We start from the raw sequence: 20833 nt of genomic DNA, 5'->3' as shown, positions 1-20833 counted from the left end.
ATGTCATCGCGTCTCATGCCTCAAATATGGCACATCACGTTGCCGATGGGAATCTCCTGTCAGGTGGAGAACACTAGAAAGGCTTAAGAATTTGAACGGGCTTTTGACTGATCGGACTTATGAAACCCCTCGACCCAAACCTCGTGAAACCATTGTGTCCTTTCTGTCACGCCTATCAGCGTCAAAGAGTGCGAATGCAAAGGACTTTGCTTATGACATGGGAGGATCATTCAAGCGAGTTCTGAACCTCGACGCAGAAATGCTATCTCTTCTCTGTCGGTGGGGCGAACTTTCCACCGCAGATTTGAACGAACTGCTGTCTTGGACCGGCGAGGGCGTTGGTAATGCCCGTATGCGGTTTCGAGGTGAGATATTTGTTTCGCGGGCGCTTCGTAGCCCAGTGATCCGAGGTTGTCCTGCCTGTCTCAGAGAAGATGTCCAGACCTGCAATTCAAGTCCCTTCGAAGTTATGGCTATGCGGGGCGACTGGCTGCTTAGGGAAGTGGCTGTCTGTATAAAGCACGAACACCTTCTGGTGCCCCTCTGGCGAGCTGACAAGGTTACGGACCGGGACGACATCGGCATGCGGCTGACGGAGACTTTGGACCAAATTTTACAAGGGCGGTTTGACCGACCGAAAGTGAAAGCTTCGCCATACGACATGTGGCTGAATGGGCGACTGGAAGACGGGTCGGATTCTACATGGCTCGCCGATCATTCTCTTTATGCAGCATCGACTTTTTGCCGGCTTCTCGGTGCTGCGATACTGGATCTTACAATAGCCGACATTTCAAATGACACGGACAATTTACGAGCTGCTCAAGCGAAAGGGTTTGAAATTGCAAAACGAGGGCCCGCGCAAATACGTGCTGCGTTAGATACCCTTGTAGATCGGGCGACCGGAGTTCAGGATCGGCCAAAAAAGGCCTTCGGCCAGCTGTTCGTAAAGCTCAGCCAGGATTACCTAGTGGAGGATGACTTCGCGGTATTTCGTCAGCTATTGCGCGATTGCGTCCTCGCAAATTGGCCAATCGGTAGCGGCGAAACTTTGCTTGGTGAGCTTGTTCCTAAACGTCTCCTGCATTCCCTTCAAACAGCAGCAAAAGAATCCGGGGTGGGCTCCAAGATTTTAGATCAATTCCTGACAGAAGCAGGTGCTTTTGAATGCAACGATCAACGGGCGCCAAGTAAAAAGATCTTTGACGCAATGCGGTATGCTGCGCTTCTCGAAGAAATTCCGACATTGGTCGGGCCAATTGAGATGCAAACGGCCATGGGTGCAACTAGGGCAGAGTTCATTGCACTTGAACGGGACGAAATCCTGGCACCCCGGACCCAAGTCCCAACGGTTAGATCACCCTGGAGTTTGCCAGATGGGCGAGCACTGGTTGAGGAACTTCAGTCGTTTGCAAAGAGTGGAGTTGCGGATAATTTACATTGGGAGAGCATCCAGCAGTCCAGCAAACGAACCGGCAAGGCTGTCGGGAAGATTATTTCAGAAATCCGGGGCGGAAAGATTCGCGTCAGACTCAAGAAGAATGTTCTTGGCTATCACGGGATATGGATTCACAAGAGTGATGCGGGTAGCAGCCGCAAGTCGAAGCTCGACATGTCAGGTGAGTTTACTGCGTCTGTTCGTGACACGATTTCAGCCTATGCCTTCGCGCGCTCAATCGGTCTAAGGAACCGGGGACAATTCAGTGAATTCCTTGAAGAAGGACACAGTCCGGCGATCCGAATTCAGAATCCAAGCAATCGAAGGTGTCACCTCAGGTTGACAGAGGACAACATTGCTTCCTTCCACAATAAATACATGACACTGAATACGATGCAGGCTGAACTAGGGTTGCATCGGAACACTATTTCCACACGCTTGAAAGCGATGGATGTGCTTCAGTTCACATCCGGTGGAAAAAGTTTCGGAGCAATCTGGTTACGCCATGAGGTCACATCTTTGTTCGACGATAACCGCTCCTGACGAAAGTTTTCACTGTAAGATACTTAGCCGATGATCATGGCGCTAGTATATCAGTGGTTCGGTATCGGTGCTCTGTGGCAAAACGGTCATTGGCGGCGGTGAGATAACCAGATGCTACATGATAAAGCTCAAAAGCCAACTTTTGTCGAAAAGTCGGTCTTTCGATGTCGAACGACATCTAGGCGTAGAGGAAAGTGGCGCTCCCTGAAGGATTCGAACCCTCGGCCTGCCGATTAGAAGTCGGCTGCTCTATCCAGCTGAGCTAAGGGAGCACTCGGCCGCTTATAGGGGCAAGCCTCGCCCTGCATCAAGAGGAACCCGACGCGGGCCGGGTGGGTTGAGCCGTCATCGGACATATAACCCAAAGGAGGAAGCCATGTATCTGCGCAATATCCTACTCGGGGCCGCTTTGGCCACAACAAGCGCCGTGGCGGCGCAGGCCGAAAGCCATATGCAAACGGCGGCGACAGCTCAGGTCGCGGGCAATTCTAACGATATTTCGGGCAATGTTTCGCTGAACACGACTGCGTCGGGCCGCACCTTGGTCAAGATCGACGTAACCGGCGTGCCTGCGGGTACCCACGGCGTGCACTTGCATGAGACTGGTGATTGTTCGGCCGAGGATTTCAAATCCGCCGGTGGTCATATCGCGGGGGACCGCAAGCACGGTGTGCTCGTCGAAGGTGGGCCGCATCCCGGTGATATGCCCAATATGGTCGTGGGTGAAGATGGGGTGCTGGAAGCCGAAGTCTTTCTCGACCTGCTCGATATTGAGACCATGATCAAAGATGATGATGGTGCGGCCTTCATCATCCACAGCGGCGCAGACGATTACGAATCGCAGCCTTCGGGCGACGCGGGGTCGCGTATCGCTTGTGGCGTGTTTGAGGCGTCGTGATTTGATGTGAGGTTTTGAGGCCTCCGTCCCGGGTTATCGGGGCGGGGGTGTCGATTCGATGTATAGAATACGCGTGCAGCGTAGGCTCTAAAGAAACGAGTGGCAGTCTTGTGGGTGCAGCGATAATTAGGGGAGTTTCATGGTGCTGCTGGAGAGAATTGAACTCTCGCACTCAGACTGACGCGCAGCGTCGGGCGTAAGTCGAGAGACCGGAGCCAATGCTAGACGTTACATATCCGGAAATAAGGGAGTTTCATGGTGCTGCTGGAGAGAATTGAACTCTCGTACTCAGACTGACGCGTAGCGTTGGGCGTAAGTCGAGAGACCAGCACTAATGCTAGACATGACTTATCCGGAGAAAAGGAAGGTTAATGGTGCTGCTGGAGAGAATTGAACTCTCGACCTCTCCCTTACCAAGGGAGTGCTCTACCTCTGAGCTACAGCAGCGCCGTGGGCGGGTGATTAGCCGCAATCGAAAGGGGGCGCAACCCCTGATCTGGACCCTTCTTGCCCCCTGCGCTAGATAGGCGGCATGGCAAAGCAAAACGCCCCGGAAAAGAACGCGAAAACACCCTCTGCGCGGGAGGCGCGGCTGAAGGCTGCGCTCAAGGCGAATATGGCGCGGCGCAAAGCGCAGGCGCGCGCGCGGGCCGAGGATGTGGCGCAGGATACAGGCAATGGCCCCGAGGGGCCGGAAAAGGACAGCTGAACGATGGATTCCATTCTGGTCAGGGGCGGCGGTGCGCTCAACGGGCAAATTCCCATCGCGGGTGCTAAAAACGCCTGTCTGGCGCTGATGCCCGCCACATTGCTGAGCGAAGAGCCGCTGACGCTGACCAATGCGCCGCGTCTGAGCGACATTCGCACGATGACGCAGCTTTTGCAGTCTCTGGGCGCCGAAGTGGCCGCGATGCAGGACGGCAAGGTCATCACCATGGCAAGCCATGGGGAGATCAACACACGGGCCGAATATGACATCGTGCGCAAGATGCGCGCGTCGAATCTGGTCTTGGGGCCGCTTTTGGCGCGTGAGGGACATGCCGAAGTCTCGCTCCCCGGCGGCTGCGCGATTGGTGCGCGCCCAATGGACATTCACACCGATGGTCTGGCCAAGATGGGCGCGGAGATCGACCTGCGGGACGGCTATCTTCATGCCAAGGCCGCGGGCGGCAAGCTGAAGGGGGCGGTGATCGACTTCCCCTTCGCCTCTGTCGGCGCGACCGAGAATATCTTGATGGCCGCCACCCTTGCCAAGGGCACGACCGTTATCAACAACGCCGCGCGGGAGCCTGAGATCGTCGATCTGGCGGATTGTCTGCGGGCCATGGGCGCGCAGATCGAAGGCGATGGGACCTCAAGCATCACCATTCAGGGCGTCGACAGCCTGCATGGCGCCACCCATAAGGTCGTGACCGACCGGATCGAGCTTGGCACCTATATGCTGGCCCCCGCCTTCTGCGGCGGTGAGGTCGAGCTTCTGGGCGGGCGAATCGACCTGCTGGAGGCGTTTTGCGAAAAGCTCGACGCGGCGGGCATCGACGTGACCGAGACTGAAGCGGGCCTCAAGGTCGCACGGCGCAACGGGCGGATTTCGGCGGTGGATGTCACCACAGAGCCGTTCCCCGGCTTCCCGACCGATCTTCAGGCGCAGATGATGGCGCTGCTCTGCACCGCCGAAGGCACCTCGGTTCTGGAAGAAAAGATTTTTGAGAATCGCTTCATGCACGCGCCGGAGCTGATCCGCATGGGCGCGCGGATTGATGTGCAGGGGGGTACGGCCAAGGTCACCGGGGTCGAAAAGCTCAAAGGGGCGCCGGTTATGGCGACCGATCTGCGGGCGTCGATTTCCCTCATCCTCGCCGGATTGGCCGCCACTGGGGAGACCACGGTGAGCCGGGTCTACCACCTTGATCGCGGCTATGAGCATGTGGTTTCCAAATTGCGCGGCGTTGGGGCGGATATCGAAAGGATCAGCGACAAATGACCGAAGATGCACGTTTCGAAGATGGCCGCGAAGCGCCGCTGAACCTCGGTGCTCTGGATGCCGATGATCTGACGGTGATCGCCTCGCTGACCCAAGACGCGGTCTTTCCCGCCTCCGAAATGCGCTGGCACCGCGCGGGCGGGCGCTTTGCGCTGCTGCTAAACCGGCTGCGGCATGAGGATACGGGGGCGGCGCGTCATGCCCCCGAGCGGGTGCAATCGGTGCTGATGTTCAACAACGTGCAACGTGTCGCCAGCCAAGGTGTGCCGCAGGGCGATGCCGATACGATTCTGTCGCTGCTGGATATCGCGTTTGAAGAGGGCGACGCGCCCTCGGGCCATGTGACGCTAACATTGGCCGGAGACGGCGCGATCCGGCTGGAGGTCGAAGCGCTGGAGGTGACGCTCAAGGATGTGACCCGCCCCTATGTCGCCCCGTCCAAGAAACGGCCCGTTCACCCTGAGTGACGCCGCCGCATGGCGGGCAAGGATCGCAAGATGCCTGAACTGAAACAGAATAGATTTACCCGGGGCCGGATCACCGCGCTGCTGACCGAGGTGTCCGGTTGGGCGCTGATCCTCTTGGGCTGCGTCTTGGGCGCGGTGCAACTCATCGCGTCGCTCTCGGTCGCGACTTTGGTGGTGCCGCTTGCGCTGGTCTCGGGTGGTCTCTCCGCCATTTTGGTGGCGCAGGTGGCGCGCGCGATCTTCGACAATGCCCAAGACACCCGCGCCATGCGACTGGCGCAGCGCTCCGCCCCCGCAGCCACCTCTAAAACCGCGGGCCTGCGGGCCGAGCCGAGCCTGCGCCGCCCGCAGGCGTCTTAACATTTTCGGGCCAGCCCTGCGCGGCGGCCCCTCTACGAAAGCTTGAACCCATGCCCGTCACGCTCGATGCCTCCGCTGCCGATTTCGAAGCGGCTTTTGACAAACTGCTAAACGCCAAGCGTGAGGACAGCCCCGATGTCGATGCCGTGGTGGCTGAGATCATCGCCGATGTGCGCGCCCGTGGCGATGCCGCCGTGATCGACCTGTCGCAGAAATTCGACCGCGTGACCCTGACCGCCGAGACCCTGCGCATCAGCGCGGAAGAGGTCGACGCCGCACTGGCCGAAGTCTCCCCCGAAGACCGCAAGGCGCTGGAACTCGCCGCCGACCGCATCCGCGCCTATCACGCCCGGCAATTGCCCGAGGATGCGGAGTGGACCGACCCCGATGGCGCGACCTTGGGCTGGCGCTGGACGCCGGTTTCCGCCGCAGGCCTCTATGTGCCCGGCGGCTTGGCAAGCTATCCGTCTTCGGTGCTGATGAACGCGGTCCCGGCAAAGGTGGCGGGGGTGGCGCGCCTTGCCATGGTCGTGCCGACGCCCGATGGCGTGCTAAACCCGCTTGTGCTGCTGGCCGCCCGCATCGCCGGGGTGGATGAGATTTACCGCATCGGCGGCGCGCAAGCCGTGGCGGCGCTGGCCTATGGCACTGAAACGATCCCCCCGGTGGACAAGATCACCGGCCCCGGCAACGCTTTCGTCGCCGCCGCCAAACGCCGCGTTTTCGGCAAGGTCGGCATCGACATGATCGCGGGGCCATCCGAGATCCTCGTCATCGCCGATGGCGAGAATGATCCCGATTTCATCGCCCTCGATCTGCTCAGCCAAGCCGAACATGACGAGAGCGCGCAGAGCATCCTGATCACCACCGACCCTGCCTTTGCCCGCGCGGTGGAAGAGGCGGTTAAGAAACGTCTGCTCACCCTCGAACGCCGCGCCATCGCGGGCGCAAGCTGGCGCGACAATGGGGCGATCATCACCGTGCCGGACCTTGACGCCGCCGCCGCCCTCAGCAACCGCATCGCGCCGGAGCACCTCGAGCTTTGCGTGGCGAACCCGAAGGCGCTGTCGGACAAGATCACCCATGCCGGGGCGATCTTCCTTGGCCAATGGACGCCCGAGGCGATCGGCGATTACGTCGGCGGGCCGAACCATGTGCTGCCCACGGCGCGGTCGGCGCGTTTCTCCTCAGGCCTGTCGGTGCTGGACTTCATGAAACGGACGACCCTGGCGCAGATGTCGCCCGAGGCGCTCAAGGCCATCGGCCCCGCGGCAGAGCGGCTGGCCCAGTCCGAAAGCCTTGAGGCGCACGGCCTGTCGGTCACCGCGCGTCTGCGCAAACTCAACGACTAGGGCAGGGGGGACGCAGAGTGCCCTTGCCTGCGCGCTCTGACGTATCGTCAAATGCGCTGACGGGGCGCAATCGCGGGCGCGCGTGTTCTCGCGCATTGCCCCCTCCCCACCGCTGCGCTATCCACGAAAGGGTATCGCCAGCAAAAAGGATGCGCCGATGACCCGCATCACCCATATCGCGCTTGATGACGCGAACATGCCGCCCCCCACGCCTGAGATCGATCAGGAGCGTAAGGTGGCCATGTTCGACCTGCTGGAAGAGAATAGTTTCGTCCTGCCCGAACGCGAAAAGGGGCCGGTGCCCGAAGGGCCTTACCATCTGTCCCTCTCTATCCGCGACAAACGTCTGGTCTTTGACGTGCAGACCGAGGCGGCTGAAAAGGCGGCGGAATTCCACCTCTCCCTCGGCCCCTTCCGGCAGGTGGTGAAGGATTACTTCCAAATCTGCGAAAGCTATTTCGAAGCGGTCAAGAAACTGCCCCCCAGCCAGATCGAGACGATCGACATGGCCCGGCGCGGCATCCACAACGAAGGCTCCCGTGTGCTGCAAGAGCGGCTCTCGGGCAAGGCCGAGATCGACACCGACACCGCCCGGCGGCTATTTACCCTGATCTGCGTTCTGCATTTCGGCGGATAAATGACGCAGGTGCTGCCTCAATCCGTTCTCTTCTGCTGCGATCATAACGCCGTCCGCTCCCCCATGGCCGAGGGGTTGATGAAGAAGTTCTACGGCACCGGCACCTATGTCCAATCCGTCGGCGTCAAGAACGATATGGAGATTGACGGCTTCTCCATCGCCGTTTGCAGAGAGCTGGACGTGGAACTCGACCGCCACCGCAGCCGCAGTTTCGACGAGATGGAGGAGTGGGGCGACGATCTGGGGTCATTCGACCTTGTGATCGCGCTCAGCCCTGCCAGCCAGCGCCGGGCGCTGGAACTGACACGGTTTTATCATCTCGACGTGGAATATTGGCCGATCCTTGACCCCACGGGGCTGGGCGAGGGGCGCGAGGCCAAGCTCACCCAGTTTCGCGCCGCCCGCGATCAGATCGTCGGACGGCTGATTGACCGTTTTGGCCAGCCGCTCAGCCAAGACTGAGCGATCAGGCGTTGGAACAGGCCGCCGCGGCGCTTTGGCCGAAGGCTTTCCATGTGCTCCAGAAAGCGTTTTCGCTTTTGTTGTCGGATTGGCGCATTTCCTGCAAACGGTGCGGGTCGCGGAAAATCTTGGCACCCTGGCGCTGGTCCGAGCGCGACAGCGTCTGATCCGCCACCGCCTGCACACAGCCGCAGCGCGCATGGCTGGAGCCGCGGCGCCCATCGGCCAGACAGGCCTTTTGGATCGGCCCCGTGGCGAAAAGAACCGGTGTGGGGGAGAAACGTCCTACGGCGGCATCGCTGGAATAACGTGTGCCGCCACAACCCGCCAAGATGGCGAGCGCCATCAAACTTGCAACTGTCCGCATTGATTTGCCCTATTGTTCTGGACCATGGGGTTTTCCCCTTGTCGGCCCGATCTGCTCTGCCCGTCACTATGCCGCAAAAGGGGGCTTCGCGCAATTCTCCTTTGGGGGGCTTCGCCCTTCGACCCGCGATAAAGCGCCGTGACGTGCGGGCAGGGGGCATGGGCGCGTTCATGGCCAATTGACGCAGGCGCGGCTCTGCGCCATATCCCCTTGCATGACACCGCTTGAAAACATCCGCAACTTCTCCATCGTGGCCCATATCGACCACGGCAAATCCACGCTGGCCGACCGGTTGATCCAACTCACCGGCACGGTCGCCGAACGCGACATGCAAAGCCAGCTTCTGGACAACATGGACATCGAGCGGGAGCGGGGCATCACCATCAAGGCCAACACCGTCCGCATCGAATACCCGGCGAAAGACGGCAAGACCTATGTGCTGAACCTGATCGACACGCCCGGACACGTCGACTTCGCCTATGAGGTCGCGCGCTCCATGCAGGCGGTCGAGGGCTCGCTGCTGGTCGTCGACGCCACGCAGGGGGTCGAGGCGCAGACGCTGGCCAATGTCTATACCGCCATCGACGCGGATCATGAGATCGTGCCAGTGCTGAACAAGGTCGACCTGCCCGCCTCCGACCCCGACCGCGTGCGCGAGCAGATCGAGGACGTGATCGGCATCGACGCCTCCGAGGCCTGTCTGATCTCGGCCAAGACCGGCGTCGGCATCCCGGATGTGCTTGAGGCCATCGTCAACAAGCTGCCCGCGCCCACGGGCGGCGACCCCGACGCGCCGCTCAAGGCGATGCTGGTGGACAGTAAATACGACCAATACCTCGGCGTCATTTGTATCGTGCGCATCGTGGAGGGCACCCTGAAGAAGGGCGACCGCATCCGCATGATGAAAACCGGCGGCACCTATGATGTGGACGACGTGGGCGTCTACCGGCCCAAGATGGTCGGCGTCGACAGCCTCGGCCCCGGCGAGATCGGCTATCTCAACGCCTCGATCAAACAGGTCCGCGACACCCGCGTCGGTGACACGATCACCCATGAGAAACGCAAATGCGAAACCGCGCTGCCGGGCTTCAAACCCTCGGTGCCGGTGGTTTTCTGCGGCCTCTTCCCGGTCGACGCCAATGATTTCGAGGACATGCGCGAGGCGATCGAGAAGCTCGCCCTGAACGACGCCTCCTTCACCTATGAGATGGAGACCTCCGCCGCGCTTGGCTTTGGCTTCCGCTGCGGCTTCCTCGGCCTTTTGCACCTTGAGGTGATCCGCGACCGGCTTGAGCGCGAGTATGACATCGACCTCATCACCACCGCGCCTTCGGTGATCTACCACGTCCACATGAAGGACGGGGAGATGCAAGAGCTGCACAACCCCGCCGACATGCCTGACATGACGCTGGTGGACCATATGGAGGAGCCGCGGATCAAGGCGACGATCCTCGTGCCAGACGACTACCTTGGCGACGTGCTGAAGCTTTGCCAAGACCGCCGCGGCATTCAGGAAGACCTGACCTACGCCGGCTCCCGCGCCATGGTGGTCTACGACCTGCCACTCAATGAGGTGGTGTTTGACTTCTACGACCGGTTGAAGTCGGTCACCAAGGGCTACGCCAGTTTTGATTATCAGATGATCGGCTACCGTCAGGACAATCTGGTCAAGATGCAGATCCTCGTGAACGACGAGCCTGTCGATGCGCTCTCGACCATGGTGCACCGCGACCGCGCCGAGATGCGCGGCCGGGCGATGGTGGAAAAGCTCAAAGACCTGATCCCGCGCCACATGTTCAAGATCCCGATTCAGGCGGCCATCGGCGGCAAAGTGATTGCGCGCGAGACGCTCTCGGCGATGCGTAAGGATGTGACGGCGAAGTGCTACGGTGGCGACGCCACGCGGAAGAAGAAGCTGCTGGAGAAGCAGAAGGCCGGTAAGAAGAAGATGCGCCAGTTCGGGAAGGTGGATATCCCGCAGGAGGCGTTTATTTCCGCACTGAAGATGGACAGCTAAAAGCTGGCCATTCTTAGAGTGCGCGGGAGGCTGGGTGTTGCGAAGCAATGCGCGTTCCCGCACGCTGAAGTAGTTTTTTCGGCAGGCGTGCTCCTATATGTAGTACTGGCTGAATCTGCCTGAATTGTCTCGTCAAGGTGGTTTTTTTGCCTCCGCTGGTCTCTCATAAGTTGATCTTGCGCATCATTCGGATGAGGTGCAACCTGTAGCGAGTAGAGTGACCAATGGGATTTTTGTATGTATTTGATGTATGTGGACGAAAGTGGGGACCCAGGGAACAATACAAAGCAAACTGATTATTTCTGCCTTTCGGGTATCGTTGTTCACGAAAGCGAATGGCGCCAATTTATTGATGCCCAGCTTGCTTTTCGCCGCACTCTCAAAGAAGTATATAATTTTCCTATCAGGGCGGAAATACACACTGCCGAGTTCATCCGAAAAATGCCTACGGTCTCGAGAAGCATGAACGCCTATCAATTTTGCGGAACTACCTAGACGAGTTGGCTAAGCTAAATTCAATTTCTATAACTAACATCGTGGTAGATAAAAGAGACAAGCCAGATAGCTACGATATATTCGAAGCAGCTTGGCGAACGCTTTTCCAGAGATTTGAGAACACGCTAACCCATTGCAACTATCCGGGTGGCTATAAGAGGTCTTTCGGAATTGTGTTTACAGATGCTACCGCCGGGAAAAAGCTTTCCAGTATGATGAGGAAAATGGCCGTGCATAACCCGGTGCCCAATCGAGGACGTAGCGGTTATAGGAATATCCCAATACAGCGAATTATCGAAGATCCTTCTGAAAGGGACTCAAAAGCCTCGCTGCCGATCCAAGCATGCGATGTCGCTGCCTATTTTCTACACCAAAGCTTGAAGCCTAATTCTTACATACGGCGCAAGCGGGCCGTAAAGTATTTTGAACGACTTGAACCAGTTCTAAATACTTTGGCTAGCAGTAAGAACGAATTGGGTGTCGTCGTTATATAAAATAAGGGCGGACAGTTTCCTGCCCGCCAAAAGATCCTACTACTAGGTTGAGCCTAGGTTCAGATCTTACCCCATATATAGCTATGCAACGGTAGAAATGCCAACATATTCTTTCTATGTATACTGGGGGGATAGTGAGGGATCATACCAAACCCCAAGGGTTTGGCAGCGCCCGAACCGCCCCCACGGGGGCGGGCGCGTCGCATTTCCCCGCCCCTCGGTTCGGGCGCGGTGGTGGACACTGACCTCTCATCCTGTCCGCTAACCAATGTACACCGCCTGCGGGGTATGTGACATTCCACGCAAATAACTTTCCCGCCACAGGACCTCCCCCATGACCACCCCCTGCATCCTCTGCGTCGCCATCACCGGCTCCGTCCCCACCAAGGCCGCCAACCCCGCCGTGCCGATCTCGATTGCCGAGCAGGTCGAGTCGACCCACGCGGCTTTCGAGGCCGGGGCCTCGATCTGCCACGCCCATGTGCGCAACGAGGACGAGACCCCGTCCTCGGACCCCGAGAGGTTCGCGCGACTGATGGAAGGCGTGCAAAAGCATTGCCCCGGCATGATCCTCCAGTTCTCCACCGGCGGGCGCTCGGGCGCGGGGCGGGAGCGGGGCGGGATGCTTTCGCTGCGGCCCGACATGGCCTCGCTCTCGGTCGGGTCCAACAACTTCCCGACGCGCGTCTACGAGAACCCGCCGGAGTTGGTCGATTGGCTGGCCTCGGAGATGAAAGCCCATGAGATCAAGCCCGAGATCGAGGCCTTTGACCTCAGCCACATCCACAAGGCCGCCGAGATGAACCGTGACGGGCGCATCCCCGGCCAGCTCTATGTGCAATTCGTCATGGGCGTGAAAAACGCCATGCCGGTGGACCGTGAGACCTTTGATTTCTATATCCAGACACTCAACCGCCTTGCGCCCGAAGCGCAGTGGTGTGCCGCCGGGATCGGGCCGAACCAGATCGTGCTGAACGAATGGGCCATCGCGGCGGGTGGCCATACGCGGGCCGGGCTGGAGGACAACGTGCGGCTGGACCGCGAGACGCTGGCGCCCTCGAACGCGGCGCTGATCCAGCGCGCGGCGGATCTCTGCGCGAAATATGAGCGCCCCGTTGCCACGGCTGCACAAGCGCGTGAGATTCTCAGCCTGCGCCCCTCATAGGCTTGCCGCAAAACGGGTGCCGCGTTGAAATGCGGGGCGGGGCCGCTATGTCCCGTTCCAGCAACCAACAGGAGCCTGAAATGTCCCATACCCGCCGCCATTTCCTTGCCACCTCCGCCGCCGCCGCCGCTGGCGTCGTGACCCTGCTGCCCTTCGCCGCCCGCGCCGCCACGCAGAGCGGCGATACCTTCGACACCGACGCAGGCCCGATCACCGTGCACCCCGTCGATCACGCCTCCATCGTGTTGGAGACGCCAAAGGGCGTGATCTATGTCGATCCGGTGGGCGAGCCCGCGCAATACAGCGATTTCCCGGCGGCTGACCTGATCCTCATCACCCATGAGCATGGTGATCACTACAATGCCGATACGCTGGCCGCGCTGGCAGGCGATGACGTGCAGATCATCACCAACCCCGCCGTTTTCGACATGCTGCCCGAAGCCCTTGCCGCCAAGGCCAGCAAAATCGCCAATGGCGAGAATACCGAGTTCAACGGCCTGCCGATCAACGCGATCCCGGCCTATAACACGACCGAAGAGCGCAAGAAGTTCCACCCCGAGGGGCGCGACAACGGCTATATCCTCGGCTTCGATGGCTTCCGCGTCTATATCTCGGGCGATACCGAAGACACGCCCGAGATGCGCGGGCTGACCGATATCTCGCTGGCTTTCGTCTGCATGAACCTGCCCTTCACCATGGATTCCAACGCCGCCGCCTCGGCGGTGGCCGAGTTCAAGCCCGCTTACGTCTACCCCTATCACTTCCGGGGCAAAGACGGCGGCACCCAAGACCCGCAAGAGTTCGCCAAACGCGTCGGCACCGATGTCGAGGTCAAATTCGGCGACTGGTATTAAAATCCAGCGGCCACGTCCTGAGCGGGCGTGGCCGCCTTTCCTACAGGCCGCTCGATCCGAGCAGCCGATTCCGGGGTCTGGTGGGGCTGTTCCACGCCTGCACCATCCTTCGGGAAATTTTCCCTTAACAAATTCAATAGCCTAACCGCTCTCCCTGCCTTTAGCCGAAGTTTCGCTTGATCGCCTTCGGTCCGCGGACTAGCGTGACCTGCGACAAATGCGAAACAACGGTTCGCATTGCGAAACAAGTCTCTGGGAGGAGCCGACATGACAATTTTCAAACACCTGAGCTGCGCCGCAGCTCTGGCACTGGCTGGTGGCGCGGTAAGCGCTGAGACCGTGTTGATTCATGGGGAAGCCGGGCCGAACCGCGGTGCGCGCGCGCAGGCATTGCAGTGGTTCGCCGATCAGGTCGCCGAACGGTCCGACGGCGATATGCGCCTCGACATCCAGTGGGGCGGGGCGCTGTTCAAAGCCAATGCCGCCGTGCAATCGCTGGCCGATGGCGTGGCCGACACCGGCTCGGTCATCGCGGTTTACTACCCGCAAGAGATGGCGGGCTACGGTATCGCCGACCTGCCGGTGAACAACCCCGACGCTTGGGTTGGCATGCGCGCCACGGATGAGTTGATGCGCAGCAACGAAGCCATTCAAGAAGACCTCGCCGACAAGAACCTCGTCTACATCGGCACTTGGACCACCTCTCAGGTGAACATCGGCTGCAAGGGCGGCGCGATCAAATCCGTCGACGATATCTCGGGCAAGAAGGTCCGCGGCGTCGGCGCCTATGGCAAGGTCTTTGGCGAGGAGGGCGCGAATATGGTCAATATGTCGATCTACGACGCCTACCAAGGGCTCGACACCGGGCTGATCGACTGCTCGCAGGGCTACAGCTATGCCGTCGCCGCGCTGAAACAGGCCGAGGTGATGGACAGCTACACGATCCTCGATTGGGGTCAGGTCGGCGGCCTTGGCATCTTCATGAACAAGGACATGCACGACAGCCTGACCGAAGAGCAGCAGGAGACGCTGGCCGAGGTTGGCGCGGACATGGCCGATGAATTCGGTCGTCTGATCACCACCGCCAACGAAAAGGCCATCGCCTCCATGAAAGAGCAGGGCGTCGAAGTCATCACCCTGCCCGAAGAGGACCGCGCGAAACTGGTCAAAGCCGGTGAGAAGTTCCTTAACGAATGGGTGCAAACGGCAAGCTCCGCCGGTCTGCCCGCTGAGGAACTGCTGGAAGAGTATAAGGCGCTGATCGCCAAATACACCGAAGAGCGTGACGCCAACGGCTACCCATGGGACGCCGCTGGTAACTGATCGCTGACACTGGGGAGGGGCAGCATATGTTGGTAAATCTGGAGAAAATCCTGTTGGGACTGGGGGCCTTGGCGGTGATCGCCTTGGGGGTGTTGATCACCTCCAACGTGATCGCCCGCGCGCTCTTTGCCAGTCAGGTGCCCGATAGCGTGACCATGGTGCGAGAGCTCATGGTCGCCGCCATCCTGCTGCCCCTCGCCGCCGCGACCGCTGCCCGTGCGCATGTCTCGGTCGCCTTCGTGACCGACCGTTTCCCCGAACGCGCACGCTCGGTGCTGATCGTGGCAGGCTCTGCCATCGGGATGCTGGCACTGGCGCCGCTGATCTATTCCGGCGGGCGTGAATTCCTCTCCGTGGTGGAGAAGGGCAGCTTTTTCTACGGCGACCTGAACCTGCCGAAATGGCCGGGGCGGTTGTTGTTCCTGATCGGGATGATCGCGACCTTCCTGCGGCTGGCCGAGCTGACATGGCGCGACGGGCGCACCGTTCTTGCAGGCGGCGTCGTCTCGGATGAGCAACATCATGCGGCTGACCTTATGGTTGAAGAGGACCTGCGCTAATGGATGCCTCGACCATCGGAATGATCGCCTTTGCCGCGGTGCTGATCATGCTGGCCCTGCGGGTGCCGATCGCCTTCACGCTGGCCTCGGTCGCGACCGTTGCCACCTTCTTCATCTTCGCCTTCCGCACCGGGACTTTCATGCCCGAACGCGCGATCAAGGCGACCACATCGATGGTGTTCTCGAACTCCTTCGACCTTATCCATTCCTACGATCTGTCAATGATCCCGCTCTTCGTGGCGCTTGGACATATCGCTTACCGCGCGGATATCACGACGAAAATCTACCATGCGGCAAAGGTCTGGCTGACCAAGCTGCCGGGCGGGGTCGCCATGGCCTCCGTCATGGGCTGCGGCGGGTTTTCCGCGATCACCGGCTCGTCCATCGCCTGCGCCTCGACCATGGGCAAGATCTGCACGCCCGAGATGCTGCGCATGGGCTATGACCCGCGTCTCGCCACCGCCTCCGTCGCGGCGGGCGGCACGCTGGGCTCGCTCATTCCGCCTTCGGTGCTGTTCATCATCTACGGCATCTTCACCGAGACCTCGATCTCCTCGCTCTTCCTCGCCGGTGTTCTGCCGGGGCTGCTGACGCTGATGGGCTTCGTGCTGGTCATCGCCGTCTGGGTCTGGCGCGATCCATCGGTCGCCCCCTCGACCGACCAGCGCTACAGCGCGGGGGAGCGTTGGACCGCAGCGCTCGAAAGCTGGCCCGCGCTGCTGCTTTTCGTGCTCATCATCGGCGGCATCTACGGCGGCATCTTTACGGCGACCGAGGCCGCAGCTGTCTGCGTCGTCTCGGCCACGCTGATCGGTTTTGCGCAGAAGAAACTTGACTGGGCCGGTCTTTGGGCCGCGGTGAAAGAGACCTGCGTGCAGACCTCCGCCATTTTCCTCATCGCCGCCTCGGCCAAGATCTTCGTGGCCTTCGTCGCGCTAACTGGCGTCGCGGGCACCATCGTGGGCTTCGTCTCTGACGCGCAGATGTCGCTGGTGGTGCTGATGCTCTGCATCGCGCTGATCTATCTTCTGCTCGGCATGTTCCTTGATCCCATCGGCATCATGGTGCTGACTCTGCCGCTGATGATCCCGCTGGTCGAAAGCTATGACCTGAACCTGATCTGGTTCGGCGTCGTGGTGATCAAACTGCTGGAGATCGGCCTGATCACCCCGCCCGTCGGCCTCAACGTCTTCGTCATCGCCAACGTGGTGGGCCGTGAAGCGCCGATCGACAAGATCTTTGCCGGGATCACGCGCTTTCTCAGCGTCGACGTGATCGTGCTGATCCTGATCATGTCCTTCCCAATGATCTCGCTCCTGATCCCGATGGCGGCGCGATGAATCAGGCGGCTTCCGATACCGTCACGGACCGCAAGTTCGCCAATACGCTGGCGCGGGGGCTTGGCATTCTGCGGGCCTTTCGCGCCAGCGACAGCGGGCTGAGCCATGCCCAGATCGCCGAGCGGACGGGGCTGCCGAAACCCACGGTGTCGCGGCTGACCTATACGCTGTGCGAACTGGGCTATCTGGCCCATGGCGGGCGCAACGACAAGTTTCGGCTTGGGCCTGCGGCGATTGCGCTCGGCTCCGTCGCCTCTGTCGCGGTGAGCTTCGTGGATATGGCGTCGGATGCGATGCAGGAACTGGCGGATGAGACCCGCACGCTGGCGTTGATCGCCGTGCGCGATGGCGACCGGATGATGCTGGTGCGCACTTGGCGGCCGCGCACGGCCTCCACGATCTGGCTGGAGCCGGGGCATCGCATCCCGGTCTATGGATCCTCCTCGGGTCTGGCCACGCTGGCCAGCCTCGACGAAGACCGTTTCGAAGCGCTGGAACCCGACGACCGGCTGCGTGATTTCCGCCGTGAGGGCTATGAGCAACTGCTGGCGCAGGGCTTCGTGCTGGCCCCGCCTGACACCCGCTATGCCCGCAATGTAAACGCGGTCAGCGTGCCCTATTACGCCGGTGAGTTCGGAGAGCCGGTGTCCTTTAGCTGCGGCGCGCTGCCGGCGGACTTGCCCGACGACCGCATTCTGTCACAAGTGGGGCCAGCCCTGCGCGACGTGGTCAGCGGCATCGAACAACGCACCGGACGGGCGCCCGCCCTGTCACGGCGCGGATAAAGACAAGGAGACATCACATGACCGACAAGATCGCCTATTCCCGCCACGATGACATCGTCGTGCTGCGCATCGAGAACCCGCCCGTCAACGCGCTGAGCCAAGCCGTGCGGCAGGGGCTGGCGGACGGCATGGACCGCGCCGAGGCCGAGGACGGCGTGCGCGCCGTGATGATCGTGGGCGAAGGCCGCGCCTTCATCGCCGGGGCCGACATCACCGAGTTCGGCAAGCCGCCGATGGAGCCGCATCTGCCGAACCTCTGCAACCGCATCGAAGCCTCGCCGCTTCTGGTCGTGGCCTCCATGCATGGCGTGAGCCTCGGCGGCGGTCTCGAAGTCGCGCTCTCGGCCCATTACCGCATCGCCCAGCCCTCGGCCCGCGTCGGCCTGCCCGAAGTGCACCTTGGTCTCATCCCCGGCGCCGGTGGCACCCAGCGTCTGCCGCGTCTCATCGGCGTGGAACCCGCGCTCGACGCGATCACCACGGGCGGCCACATCAAGGCACCGCAGGCGCTGGAGATGGGCATCGTCGACCGCGTGGAGGAGGGCGATCCGCAGGAAGTGGGCCTCGCTTACGTCCGCGAGCTGCTCGACAGCGGTGCCGAGCGCCGTCCGATCTGCGAGATGCCCGCGCCCGCACCGATCGACTGGGATGCCGCCTATGAGGCGGTGCTGAAGAAAGGCCGCGGCCAGATTTCCCCCGCCGAGGCGGTGCGCGCCGTGCAGGCAGGTGTCGAAAAACCCTTCGAAGAAGGCATGAAGGCCGAGCGCCGCATCTTTTCGGAACTGATGAACACCGACCAGCGGCAGGGCATGATCCACGCCTTCTTCTCCGAGCGGGCGGTCAGCAACCTGCCCGAGCTGAAAGGCGTCGAGCCGCGGGAGTTGAAAGCCATTGGCGTGATCGGCGGCGGCACCATGGGCGCGGGCATCGCCACCGCGGCGCTGCTCTCGGGCTTTTCGGTCGTGCTGATCGAGATGAAGGAGGAGGCCGCCAAGGCCGCGCATGAGCGTATCTCCGGCAACCTCGCCGGTGCGCTGAAACGCGGCAAGATCGATCAGGCGAAGTTCGATCACCTGACCGGCACGGCGCTGACCGTCTCCACCGAATACGACAGCCTCAAGGACGTCGACTTGGTCGTCGAAGCGGTGTTCGAGGACATGGACGTCAAAAAGCAGGTCTTCGGCAAGCTCGACGCGGTCTGCAAGCCGGGCTGCGTGCTGGCCTCCAACACCTCCTATCTCGACGTGAACGAGATCGCCGCCTCCACCAAGCGCCCCGAGGACGTGATCGGGCTGCACTTCTTCTCGCCCGCGCATGTGATGAAACTGCTCGAGGTCGTCGTCGCCGACAAGACCGCGAAAGATGTGGTCGCCACGGGTTTTGCGCTCGGCAAGGCACTTGGCAAGGTCAGCGTTCGCGCAGGTGTCTGCGACGGCTTCATCGGCAACCGCATCCTCGCCACCTACCGCACCGCGGCGGACCACATGGTGTTGGACGGCGCCAGCCCCTACAAGATCGACGCGGCGCTGGAGAAATTCGGCTTCGCCATGGGCCCCTTCGCCGTGGCCGACCTCGCCGGGCTCGACATCGGCTGGGCCACGCGCAAGCGCAAGGCGGCGACACGCCACCCCGAGGAGCGCGTGCCGACCTATATCGACCGGCTTTGCGAACAGGGCCATTTCGGCCAGAAGACCGGTGAGGGCTACTACATCTACGAGAAGGGCAAGCGCGGCGGCACCCCGAACCCGGAAGTCACCCGCCTGATCGAGGAAGAGCAGAAGGAGCGCGGCATCACCCCGCGCGAGTTCACCGAGGCCGAGATCGTGCGCCGCTACATGTGCGCCATGGTCAACGAGGCCGCCAAGGTGCTGGAAGAGGGCATCGCCAAACGCCCGCTCGACGTGGATATGACCCTGCTCTTCGGCTACGGCTTCCCGCGCTACTGGGGCGGCCCGATGAAATGGGCCGACATCCAAGGCCTGCCCAACGTGCTGGCGGCGATCGAAGGCTTTGCCGAACAGGACCCGTGGTTCTGGAAACCCGCGCCGCTGCTGGCCGAACTGGTCAAGACCAACCGCACCTTTGATGATCTGAACAAGGAAGCTGCCAAATGAAACAGGCCGTAATCGTCTCTGCCGTCCGCACCGGGCTGGCCAAATCCTTCCGCGGGTCATTCAACATGACCCACGGTGCCACCATGGGCGGCCATGTCGTCGCCGAAGCGGTCAAGCGCTCGGGCGTCGCCCCCGACGCCATCGAAGACGTGATGATCGGCTGCGGCTATCCCGAGGGGGCCACCGGATCGAACATCGCGCGCCAGATCGCCCTGCGCGCGGGCCTGCCGGTCACCGCCTCGGGCGTGACCGTGAACCGCTTCTGCTCGTCCGGCCTTCAGACCGTCGCCATGGCCGCAAACGCCATCTGCATGGAGGGCGCAGGCCCGATGGTCGCGGGCGGGGTCGAGAGCATTTCGCTCATCCAGCCGCATGTGAAATCCGTGAAGGAGCCGTGGCTGGAAGAGCACAAGCCCGAGGTCTACATGGCGATGATCGACACCGCCGACATCGTGGCCAAACGCTACAACATCAGCCGCGAGGATCAGGACGCCTACGGGTTGCGCAGCCAGCAACTCATCGCCAAGGCGCAAGAGGCCGGGCTCTTCGACGATGAGATCGTGCCGATGCAGACCACCATGGGCGTGCAGGACAAGGAAACCAAGGAGATCTCCACCCGCGAGGTCACCGTGGACCGCGACGAATGCAACCGCCCCAATACCACGATGGAGGGGCTTGCGGGCCTCACCCCGGTGCGCGGCGAGGGGGCCTTCATCACCGCCGGTAACGCCAGCCAATTGTCCGACGGTGCCGCCGCACTGGTGCTGATGGACAGCAAGCAGGCCGAGCAGCAGGGCCTTCAGGCCATGGGCGCCTTCCGCGGCTTCGCCGTCGCGGGCTGCGAGCCCGATGAGATGGGCATCGGCCCGGTCTTCGCCGTGCCCCGCCTCTTGGAACGCCACGGTCTCAGCGTCGATGACATCGACATCTGGGAGTTGAACGAGGCTTTTGCGAGCCAGGCACTTTACTGCCGCGACCGTCTGGGCATCGACCCGGACAAGTGCAACGTGAACGGCGGCTCCATCGCCATCGGCCATCCCTTCGGCATGACCGGGGCCCGGATGACCGGCCACATCCTGCGCGAAGGCCACCGCCGCGGCGCGAAACTCGGCGTCGTGACGATGTGCATCGGCGGCGGCATGGGGGCGGCTGGCCTCTTCGAAATCTACTAAAGGGGGCCG

21 protein-coding genes and 2 tRNA genes are annotated in these 20833 nt (G+C 61.3%); 20 read left to right on the top strand and 3 right to left on the bottom strand.

Features of this window, described 5'->3' with window-relative positions:
- Positions 1-91: 91 nt before the first annotated feature.
- On the top strand, positions 92-1978 hold the full coding sequence (locus ACGYLQ_RS14960) for a TniQ family protein (RefSeq protein ID WP_394443636.1): 1887 nt from the start codon (positions 92-94) through the stop codon (positions 1976-1978).
- A gap of 195 nt (positions 1979-2173) precedes the next feature.
- Here the strand turns inward: ACGYLQ_RS14960 and ACGYLQ_RS14955 are convergent.
- A tRNA-Arg gene (locus ACGYLQ_RS14955) sits at positions 2174-2250 on the bottom strand.
- A 104-nt stretch (positions 2251-2354) separates the two neighbouring features.
- Here ACGYLQ_RS14955 and ACGYLQ_RS14950 point away from each other — a divergent pair.
- The gene (locus ACGYLQ_RS14950) at positions 2355-2876 is read left to right on the top strand and encodes a superoxide dismutase family protein (RefSeq protein WP_394443634.1); all 522 of its coding nucleotides are present in this window, start codon (positions 2355-2357) and stop codon (positions 2874-2876) included.
- A 372-nt stretch (positions 2877-3248) separates the two neighbouring features.
- Here ACGYLQ_RS14950 and ACGYLQ_RS14945 read toward each other — a convergent pair.
- Positions 3249-3323, bottom strand: a tRNA-Thr gene (locus ACGYLQ_RS14945).
- A gap of 85 nt (positions 3324-3408) precedes the next feature.
- On the opposite strand from ACGYLQ_RS14945, the gene ACGYLQ_RS14940 reads away from it, so the two are divergent.
- From ACGYLQ_RS14940 to ACGYLQ_RS14910, 7 genes are all read left to right on the top strand, one after another.
- A complete protein-coding gene (locus ACGYLQ_RS14940; RefSeq protein WP_168612795.1) occupies positions 3409-3585 on the top strand; it encodes a hypothetical protein in 177 nt (58 codons plus the stop codon).
- Between the two features lie 3 nt (positions 3586-3588).
- Complete coding sequence (murA, locus tag ACGYLQ_RS14935; RefSeq protein ID WP_394443633.1) at positions 3589-4860, top strand: UDP-N-acetylglucosamine 1-carboxyvinyltransferase; 1272 nt, start codon at positions 3589-3591, stop codon at positions 4858-4860.
- The gene (locus ACGYLQ_RS14930; RefSeq protein ID WP_394443632.1) at positions 4857-5327 is read left to right on the top strand and encodes a DUF2948 family protein; all 471 of its coding nucleotides are present in this window, start codon (positions 4857-4859) and stop codon (positions 5325-5327) included. Before murA ends, ACGYLQ_RS14930 begins: the two co-directional genes overlap by 4 nt.
- A 30-nt stretch (positions 5328-5357) precedes the next feature.
- On the top strand, positions 5358-5687 hold the full coding sequence (locus ACGYLQ_RS14925; RefSeq protein ID WP_271689037.1) for a hypothetical protein: 330 nt from the start codon (positions 5358-5360) through the stop codon (positions 5685-5687).
- Positions 5688-5737: 50 nt separating this feature from the next.
- The gene (gene hisD, locus ACGYLQ_RS14920; protein WP_394443631.1) at positions 5738-7039 is read left to right on the top strand and encodes a histidinol dehydrogenase; all 1302 of its coding nucleotides are present in this window, start codon (positions 5738-5740) and stop codon (positions 7037-7039) included.
- A 133-nt stretch (positions 7040-7172) separates the two neighbouring features.
- The gene (locus ACGYLQ_RS14915) at positions 7173-7676 is read left to right on the top strand and encodes a UPF0262 family protein (RefSeq protein WP_276154108.1); all 504 of its coding nucleotides are present in this window, start codon (positions 7173-7175) and stop codon (positions 7674-7676) included.
- Positions 7677-8138: a low molecular weight phosphatase family protein gene (locus ACGYLQ_RS14910; RefSeq protein WP_067266605.1), complete on the top strand. Its 462-nt coding sequence runs from the start codon at positions 7677-7679 to the stop codon at positions 8136-8138.
- 4 nt (positions 8139-8142) lie between these two features.
- Here ACGYLQ_RS14910 and ACGYLQ_RS14905 read toward each other — a convergent pair whose 3' ends face one another.
- Positions 8143-8505 (bottom strand): hypothetical protein, encoded by a 363-nt coding sequence (locus ACGYLQ_RS14905; protein WP_394443630.1) that lies wholly within the window; start codon positions 8503-8505, stop codon positions 8143-8145.
- A 214-nt stretch (positions 8506-8719) separates the two neighbouring features.
- On the opposite strand from ACGYLQ_RS14905, the gene lepA reads away from it, so the two are divergent.
- The 11 genes from lepA to ACGYLQ_RS14850 all read left to right on the top strand — a co-directional run bounded on the left by lepA (position 8720) and on the right by ACGYLQ_RS14850 (position 20824).
- Positions 8720-10522, top strand: coding sequence for a translation elongation factor 4 (lepA, locus tag ACGYLQ_RS14900; protein WP_067266602.1), 1803 nt, complete (start codon positions 8720-8722; stop codon positions 10520-10522).
- Between the two features lie 237 nt (positions 10523-10759).
- Positions 10760-11017, top strand: a complete 258-nt coding sequence (locus ACGYLQ_RS14895) for a DUF3800 domain-containing protein (RefSeq protein WP_394443629.1) — start codon at positions 10760-10762, stop codon at positions 11015-11017.
- Positions 11002-11511: a DUF3800 domain-containing protein gene (locus ACGYLQ_RS14890; protein ID WP_394443628.1), complete on the top strand. Its 510-nt coding sequence runs from the start codon at positions 11002-11004 to the stop codon at positions 11509-11511. Before ACGYLQ_RS14895 ends, ACGYLQ_RS14890 begins: the two co-directional genes overlap by 16 nt.
- Before the next feature lie 334 nt (positions 11512-11845).
- A complete protein-coding gene (locus ACGYLQ_RS14885) occupies positions 11846-12676 on the top strand; it encodes a 3-keto-5-aminohexanoate cleavage protein (RefSeq protein ID WP_394443627.1) in 831 nt (276 codons plus the stop codon).
- An 80-nt stretch (positions 12677-12756) separates the two neighbouring features.
- Positions 12757-13530 carry an MBL fold metallo-hydrolase gene (locus tag ACGYLQ_RS14880; protein ID WP_394443626.1) on the top strand — a complete coding sequence of 258 codons (774 nt, stop codon included), beginning with the start codon at positions 12757-12759 and terminating at the stop codon, positions 13528-13530.
- Between the two features lie 267 nt (positions 13531-13797).
- On the top strand, positions 13798-14853 hold the full coding sequence (locus ACGYLQ_RS14875) for a C4-dicarboxylate TRAP transporter substrate-binding protein (protein WP_394443625.1): 1056 nt from the start codon (positions 13798-13800) through the stop codon (positions 14851-14853).
- A gap of 26 nt (positions 14854-14879) precedes the next feature.
- Positions 14880-15413 (top strand): TRAP transporter small permease, encoded by a 534-nt coding sequence (locus tag ACGYLQ_RS14870; protein ID WP_067267049.1) that lies wholly within the window; start codon positions 14880-14882, stop codon positions 15411-15413.
- Positions 15413-16753, top strand: a complete 1341-nt coding sequence (locus ACGYLQ_RS14865) for a TRAP transporter large permease (protein WP_067267050.1) — start codon at positions 15413-15415, stop codon at positions 16751-16753. Before ACGYLQ_RS14870 ends, ACGYLQ_RS14865 begins: the two co-directional genes overlap by 1 nt.
- Positions 16750-17538: an IclR family transcriptional regulator gene (locus tag ACGYLQ_RS14860; protein WP_271689045.1), complete on the top strand. Its 789-nt coding sequence runs from the start codon at positions 16750-16752 to the stop codon at positions 17536-17538. Before ACGYLQ_RS14865 ends, ACGYLQ_RS14860 begins: the two co-directional genes overlap by 4 nt.
- A gap of 17 nt (positions 17539-17555) precedes the next feature.
- The gene (locus tag ACGYLQ_RS14855; RefSeq protein WP_394443624.1) at positions 17556-19652 is read left to right on the top strand and encodes a 3-hydroxyacyl-CoA dehydrogenase NAD-binding domain-containing protein; all 2097 of its coding nucleotides are present in this window, start codon (positions 17556-17558) and stop codon (positions 19650-19652) included.
- Positions 19649-20824 carry an acetyl-CoA C-acyltransferase gene (locus ACGYLQ_RS14850; protein ID WP_394443623.1) on the top strand — a complete coding sequence of 392 codons (1176 nt, stop codon included), beginning with the start codon at positions 19649-19651 and terminating at the stop codon, positions 20822-20824. The genes ACGYLQ_RS14855 and ACGYLQ_RS14850 overlap by 4 nt, the downstream gene beginning before the upstream one ends.
- The last annotated feature ends 9 nt before the right edge of the window (positions 20825-20833 follow it).

The sequence above is a fragment of the Sulfitobacter sp. 1A12779 genome (assembly GCF_043557315.1).
Classification (GTDB): domain Bacteria; phylum Pseudomonadota; class Alphaproteobacteria; order Rhodobacterales; family Rhodobacteraceae; genus Sulfitobacter; species Sulfitobacter faviae.
The sequence above is the reverse complement of the archived record's forward strand: the minus strand, read 5'-3'. Positions and strand labels throughout refer to the sequence as shown.